At 71.3% G+C, this 7,017-nt stretch carries 5 protein-coding genes; 1 reads left to right on the forward strand and 4 read right to left on the reverse strand.

Annotation, left to right across the window (positions count from 1 at the left end):
- Nucleotides 1-100: 100 nt before the first annotated feature.
- The 4 genes from ACWV17_RS28765 to ACWV17_RS28780 form a co-directional block, all read right to left on the reverse strand.
- Nucleotides 101-583 carry a GNAT family N-acetyltransferase gene (locus ACWV17_RS28765; RefSeq protein WP_455361954.1) on the reverse strand — a complete coding sequence of 161 codons (483 nt, stop codon included), beginning with the start codon at nt 581-583 and terminating at the stop codon, nt 101-103.
- Entirely contained in the window at nt 580-1,521 is a 942-nt protein-coding gene (locus ACWV17_RS28770) for an RluA family pseudouridine synthase (RefSeq protein ID WP_455357213.1), read from the reverse strand. Before ACWV17_RS28770 ends, ACWV17_RS28765 begins: the two co-directional genes overlap by 4 nt.
- Nucleotides 1,522-1,538: 17 nt before the next feature.
- Complete coding sequence (gene lspA / locus ACWV17_RS28775; RefSeq protein WP_455357212.1) at nt 1,539-2,102, reverse strand: signal peptidase II; 564 nt, start codon at nt 2,100-2,102, stop codon at nt 1,539-1,541.
- 129 nt (nt 2,103-2,231) lie between these two features.
- Nucleotides 2,232-3,179, reverse strand: a complete 948-nt coding sequence (locus ACWV17_RS28780) for a TraR/DksA family transcriptional regulator (protein WP_455361955.1) — start codon at nt 3,177-3,179, stop codon at nt 2,232-2,234.
- Nucleotides 3,180-3,749: 570 nt separating this feature from the next.
- Between ACWV17_RS28780 and ileS the strand changes: the two genes are divergently transcribed.
- Nucleotides 3,750-6,932 (forward strand): isoleucine--tRNA ligase, encoded by a 3,183-nt coding sequence (gene ileS, locus ACWV17_RS28785; protein WP_455361956.1) that lies wholly within the window; start codon nt 3,750-3,752, stop codon nt 6,930-6,932.
- The last annotated feature ends 85 nt before the right edge of the window (nt 6,933-7,017 follow it).

The raw sequence follows: 7,017 nt of genomic DNA on the forward strand, positions 1-7,017 counted from the left end.
CCGGCCTCGACGATCAAGACCCTCAGGGTGCCACGCGCGCCTGGCATACCGGCTCAGATCGGACCGGGCGCCCCGACGTGAACCCGAGCCGCGTGACGGGTCAGAGCGCCTTGCGCATCGCGCGGTGCGCGATCCCCGCGTCGGTGAACTCCGGGCCGTACGCCGCGTACCCCAGCCGCTCGTAGAACCCGAGCGCCCGGGTCTGCGCGTGCAGATCGACGGCCGTCAGCCCGAGCCGGGCCGCTTCCGCCTCGATGGCCCGCACCAGCGCGACTCCGATGCCCAGACCCCGGGCGGCGCGGGTGACGGCCAGCCGCCCGAGCGAGCCGACGGACCCGTCGGCGCCACCGGTCTTCCCGGCCGCGGCGGGACCGTACAGCAGCCGCCCGGTACCCAGCGGGCCGTCCGGCCCGGCCGCCAGCACGTGCACGGTGTCGGCGCCGTCCGCGTCGTACCCGTCGTACTCGATGTCCGCGGGGACTTCCTGCTCGACGACGAAGACTTCCTTGCGGACCGCGAAGCAGGCCTCGCGGTCGGTCACACCGGTCGCGACGCGGACCGCGTACGGGGTGGCCGTGCTCACTCGCTCTCCGCCCGGATCACGTCCAGCGCGAGCTGGAGGTCGGCCGGGTAGGCGCTCTCGAACTCGACCCACCCGCCGTCCGAGGGGTGCTCGAAGCCGAGCCGCATGGCGTGCAGCCACTGCCGGGTCAGCCCCAGCCGCTTCGCGATCGTCGGGTCGGCGCCGTACGTCAGGTCGCCCACGCAGGGGTGCCGGTGGGCGGCCATGTGCACGCGGATCTGATGCGTGCGGCCCGTCTCCAGCTTGATGTCCAGCAGCGACGCGGCCCGGAACGCCTCGATGAGGTCGTAGTGCGTGACGGACGGCTTGCCCTCGGCGGTCACGGCCCACTTGTAGTCCAGGCTCGGATGCCGGCCGATCGGCGCGTCGATGGTGCCGCTCATCGGGTCGGGGTGGCCCTGGACCAGCGCGTGGTAGCGCTTGTCGACCGTACGCTCGCGGAACTGCTGCTTGAGCGAGGTGTACGCCCGCTCGGACTTGGCGACGGCCATCAGCCCGGAGGTGCCGACGTCCAGCCGGTGCACGATGCCCTGCCGCTCGGCGGCACCGGAGGTCGAGATCCGGTAACCGGCGGCCGCGAGCCCCCCGATGACGGTGGTGCCGCTCCACCCGGGGCTCGGGTGTGCGGCGACGCCGACCGGCTTGACGATGACGACGATGTCGTCGTCATCGTGGACGATCTCCATGCCCTCGACGTGCTCGGCGACGATCTGTACGGGCGCGGGGGGCGCGGGCATCTCCACCTCGAGCCAGGCACCGCCGCTCACGCGCTCGGATTTCCCGACGACGCTGCCGTCGACCGTGACCTTCCCCGCGGCCGCGAGCTCGGCCGCCTTCGTCCGGGAGAAACCGAACATACGGGCAATGGCGGCGTCGACGCGCTCGCCTTCCAGGCCATCGGGTACGGGCAGGTTTCGAATCTCGGGAATCGTACTCACCCGTCGAGTATGCCTTGTCAGTCCTTGTGGACCGTGCCGTCGGGGTCCAGCCCGCGGAATGACAGGATCACGATCAGGATGCCGCCGCACACGATCGCGGAGTCGGCGAGGTTGAAGACCGCGAAGTGGGCGGGCGCGATGAAGTCGACGACCGCGCCCTCGAAAACACCCGGCGAACGGAAGATCCGGTCGGTGAGATTGCCCAGCGCTCCGCCCAGCAGCAGGCCCAGCGCGATGGCCCAGGGCAGGCTGTACAGCTTGCGCGCCAGCCGGACGATCACCACGATGACGGCCGCGGCGATGATGGTGAAGACCACGGTGAAGGCCTCACCGACGCCGAACGCCGCGCCGGGATTGCGTACCGCCTCGAACTTCAGCAGATCGCCGATGATCTCGATCGGCGCGTGGTGCTCCAGCTTGGCGACCACGATCATCTTGCTGATCAGGTCCAGCGCGTAGGCGACCGCGGCCACGGCGAACAGCGCCAGGATCCTCCGCTTGCCCTGGGGCCGCTCGGCCGGAGCCGACTCGTCGGCTCCTTCCACATCTGGCGTACCGATGATGCGCTCCGCCTCTGCCACGTGAGTCCCTCAACCTAGGTGCCTGACCAGAAGACGAGGGTACGGCACACGCGTACGGACCCCGAGGCGCCGGGCAGCGGGCTACGGGCGCCGGGCGCCGTCCCTGCCCGGCCGGCTCCGGGCCCGGTCTCAGGAGCGGCGCTCCTGCTTCTGCTTGCACTCCACGCACAGCGTCGCCCGGGGGAAGGCCAGCATCCGGGCCTTGCCGATCGGATTGCCGCAGTTCTCGCAGAGCCCGTACGTACCGGCGTCGAGCCGCTCCACGGCCCGCTCGGTCTGCTCCAGCATCTCCCGGGCGTTGGCGGCGAGGGCCAGCTCGTGCTCGCGGGTGATGTTCTTGGTGCCGGTGTCGGCCTCGTCATGGCCCGCGCCGTCCCCGGAATCCCGCATCAGGCCGGTGACCGCCTCCTCGGACTGGACGATCTCGGTCCGCAGCCGCAGTACCTCGCCCTCCAGCTCCGCGCGCGCGTCCGCGACCTCCTCGGGCGTCCAGGGGTCCTCCCCGGGCCGGACCGCCAGCTCGCCCGGTTCCGCAGGGGCGGCCGTACGCGCCTTGGGCAGGGCGCTCGCCGCCTCCGCCGCATGCTTCCTGGCGGCCGTCCCGGCCGGGGTCTTCTTCGCAACCACCGTCTTGGCTCCCGTCTGATCCGCGGCCTGTGCCGCCCCCTTGGCCGCCGTGGCGGCCTTCTTCGCGGTCGCCTTGGCAGTTGCCGCAGCGGGTGCCGCCTTCTTGGCCGCGGCCTTCGCCGGTGCCTTCCTGGCCGGTGCCTTCTTGGTTGGTGTCTTCGTGGCCGGTGACTGCTTGTCCGGTGTCTTCTTGACCTGCGCGTCGTCGACGTGCGCCGTGTCGACCCGCGCCTTCTTGGCGGGCTTCATCGGCTTCACCGACTTCGCCACGGCCTTCTTCGCCTGCGTCTTGTTCACCGTTGCCTTCTTCACCGCGACGGTCTTGCCGGCCGTGGCCTTGTCCGCGACGGCGGTCGTCTTCCCGTTCGCCTGCTTCGCTTCCCCGGCCGCCGCACCAGTGGACCCTGCGGACGCCGTCTTCTTCTGTACGGCGGTCTTCTTCGCCACCATGGCCGCGGCCCCTTCACATTTTGTGATCTTGCGCGCGAATCGTGCTGGGACGATAAATCGACTCCAGCCCCACGGCAACGGGCCACGCCGCCCGATTGGCCCGCCCCGCGCGTCCGGCTGGGCGAGCCTGCATCCGTTGTGCCCAGCTCCTCGCGCTGTAATCCGCCACACGGGCGCGGCCGGAGTCCGCGAGACCTCGTACACCCATGCGGGTCAGCTGCGCCGGGAGCCCCCGGACGCCCCGGCGGCCGGAAAACCGGTCTGCCCCGGCTCCCGGCGGCCCGTACACTGGGCCAAGCGAAAGGCATGGATGGGGACCAGTAGCGTCGTACGCAGCCATGAGCGACCCGGGGACGGTGAGAGCCCGGGGGCGAGCGCGAGGTGAAGCATCACCCCGGAGCCGCCGGAAGAAAGCCCACGGGACCACCGGGGCGAGTAGAACCGGCATCGCGACCCCAATGAGGGGGCCACCGGCACCGCCGGCGGCCAAGGAGGGTGGTACCGCGGGAGCAGTCGACGGCTCTCGTCCCTCCGACGGAGATGACACGTCCGTTGGAGGAAGAGCCGCCGATGACACCGAACCCGCCGCAGTACCGCCAGGTGCCCGCCCAGGTCGACCTGCCCGCGCTCGAGCACGCCGTGCTCGACTTCTGGCGCGAGAGCAAGATCTTCTCGAAGAGCCTCGAGCAGTCCGAGGGCCGCCCCGAGTGGGTCTTCTACGAAGGCCCGCCGACCGCCAACGGCATGCCCGGCGCGCACCACATCGAGGCCCGCGTCTTCAAGGACGTCTTCCCTCGCTTCCGGACCATGCGGGGCTACCACGTCGCCCGCAAGGCCGGCTGGGACTGCCACGGCCTCCCGGTGGAGCTGGCGGTCGAGAAGGAACTCGGCTTCAACGGCAAGAAGGACATCGAGGCGTACGGCATCGCCGAGTTCAACGCCAAGTGCCGCGAGTCCGTGACCCGGCACACCGACGCGTTCGCCGAGCTGACGACCCGCATGGGCTACTGGGTCGACCTCGACGACGCGTACCGGACCATGGACCCCGAGTACGTCGAGTCGGTGTGGTGGTCGCTGAAGGAGATCTTCAACAAGGACCTGCTGGTCCAGGACCACCGCGTCGCCCCCTGGTGCCCGCGCTGCGGCACCGGCCTGTCCGACCACGAGCTGGCGCAGGGGTACGAGACGGTCGTCGACCCCTCGGTCTTCGTCCGCTTCCCGCTGACCTCCGGCCCGCTGGCGGGCGAGGCGGCGCTCCTGGTCTGGACGACCACCCCGTGGACCCTGGTGTCCAACACGGCCGTCGCCGCGCACCCCGACGTCACGTACGTCGTGGCGACGAACGGCGAGGAGAAGCTGGTCGTCGCCGAGCCGCTGCTCGACAAGGCGCTGGGTGTGGGGGCACCTCCCGGGCCGCTAGGCCCAGGGGGAGGCTGGGAGGCCACCGGCCGGACCTTCACGGGCGCGGAGATGGAGCGCTGGACGTACGACCGGCCCTTCTCGCTGGTCGAGTTCCCGGCCGCGGCGCACTACGTCGTCAACGCCGACTACGTCACCACCGAGGACGGCACCGGTCTGGTCCACCAGTCCCCCGCCTTCGGTGAGGACGACCTCAAGGTCTGCCGGGCGTACGGTCTGCCGGTCGTGAACCCGGTCCGCCCCGACGGCACCTTCGAGGAGGACGTCCCGCTGGTCGGCGGCGTCTTCTTCAGGAAGGCCGACGAGGCGCTGACCGCGGACCTCCAGGCGCGCGGCCTGCTGTTCAGGCACATCCCGTACGAGCACAGCTATCCGCACTGCTGGCGCTGCCACACGGCGCTGCTCTACTACGCGCAGCCGTCGTGGTACATCCGCACCACCGCGGTCAAGGACCGGCTCCTGGAGGAGAACGAGAAGACCAACTGGTTCCCCGACTCGGTCAAGTACGGCCGCTTCGGCGACTGGCTGAACAACAACATCGACTGGGCGCTCTCCCGCAACCGCTACTGGGGCACCCCGCTGCCGATCTGGCGCTGCGAGGAGAACCACCTCACCTGTGCCGGCTCGCGCGCCGAGCTGTCGGAGCTGACCGGCACGGACCAGTCCGCCCTGGACCCGCACCGGCCGTACATCGACGAGGTCACGTTCCCCTGCCCGCAGGCGGGCTGCGGGCAGACCGCGACGCGCGTGCCCGAGGTCATCGACGCGTGGTACGACTCCGGGTCGATGCCGTTCGCGCAGTGGGGCTACCCGTACAAGAACAAGGAGATCTTCGAGAAGCGCTACCCGGCGCAGTTCATCTCGGAGGCCATCGACCAGACGCGCGGGTGGTTCTACACGCTGATGGCCGTCGGCACGCTGGTCTTCGACAAGTCCTCGTACGAGAACGTCGTCTGCCTGGGCCACATCCTCGCCGAGGACGGCCGCAAGATGTCCAAGCACCTGGGCAACATCCTCCAGCCCATCCCGCTGATGGACCAGCACGGCGCGGACGCGGTGCGCTGGTTCATGGCGGCCGGCGGCTCGCCGTGGGCGGCCCGCCGCGTGGGCCACGGCACGATCCAGGAGGTCGTGCGCAAGACCCTCCTCACGTACTGGAACACGGTGGCCTTCCAGGCCCTGTACGCCCGTACGTCGGACTGGGCGCCGTCGGCGGCGGACCCGGCCCCGGCGGACCGGCCCGTCCTGGACCGCTGGCTGCTGTCCGAGCTGCACGCGCTGGTCGACCAGACCACGCAGGCCATGGAGGCGTACGACACCCAGCGCGCCGGCAAGCTGCTCTCGGCGTTCGTCGACGATCTGTCCAACTGGTACGTCCGCCGCTCGCGCCGCCGCTTCTGGCAGGGCGACAAGGCGGCGCTGCGGACGCTGCACGACGTGGTCGAGACGGTCACGCGGCTGATGGCCCCGCTGACCCCGTTCATCACCGAGCGGGTCTGGCAGGACATGGTCGTCCCGGTGACGCCAGACGCGCCGGAGTCCGTCCACCTGTCCTCCTGGCCGGAGGCGGATCTGTCCGCCATCGACCCGACGCTGTCCCGGCAGATGCTGCTGGTCCGCCGCCTGGTCGAGCTGGGCCGCGCGACGCGCGCGGAGTCCGGGGTCAAGACCCGCCAGCCGCTGTCCCGCGCGCTGGTCGCGGCGGCGGGATTCGAGTCGCTCTCGCCCGAGCTGCACGCCCAGATCACGGAGGAACTGAACGTCTCCTCCGTGGCCGCGCTCTCGGAGGTCGGCGGCTCGCTGGTCGACACCACGGCCAAGGCGAACTTCCGGGCGCTGGGCAAGCGCTTCGGCAAGGGCGTCCAGGCGGTGGCGAAGGCGATCGCGGAGACGGACGCGGCGGCGCTGTCGCTGGCCCTGCGCGAGGGCGACGCGGCGGTGACGGTCGACGGTTCGCCCGTGTCCCTCTCCCCGGAGGAGGTCATCATCACGGAGACCCCGCGCGAGGGCTGGTCGGTGGCCTCGGATTCGGGCGCCACGGTCGCGCTGGACCTGGAGATCACCCCGGAGCTCCGCCTCGCGGGCCTGGCCCGTGACGCGATCCGCCTGATCCAGGAGGCGCGCAAGAACAGCGGCCTGGACGTCGCGGACCGCATCGCGGTGCGCTGGACGTCGACGGACGCCTCGACGACCGAGGCGCTGACCGCGCACGCGGCGCTGATCTCGGACGAGGTCCTGGCGGTGGACTACGCGCGGGGCGAGGCGGACGACGCGTACGGCACCCCGTTCACGGACGAGGGCCTGGCCCTCACCTTCCGCCTCCGCAAGGCGTAACCACCTGACAGCGGGGGGGGGGGGGGGGGGGGGGGGGGGGGGGGGGGGGGGGGGGGGGGGGGGGGGGGGGGGGGGGGGGGGGGGG

The sequence above is a fragment of the Streptomyces mabaensis genome (assembly GCF_053763515.1).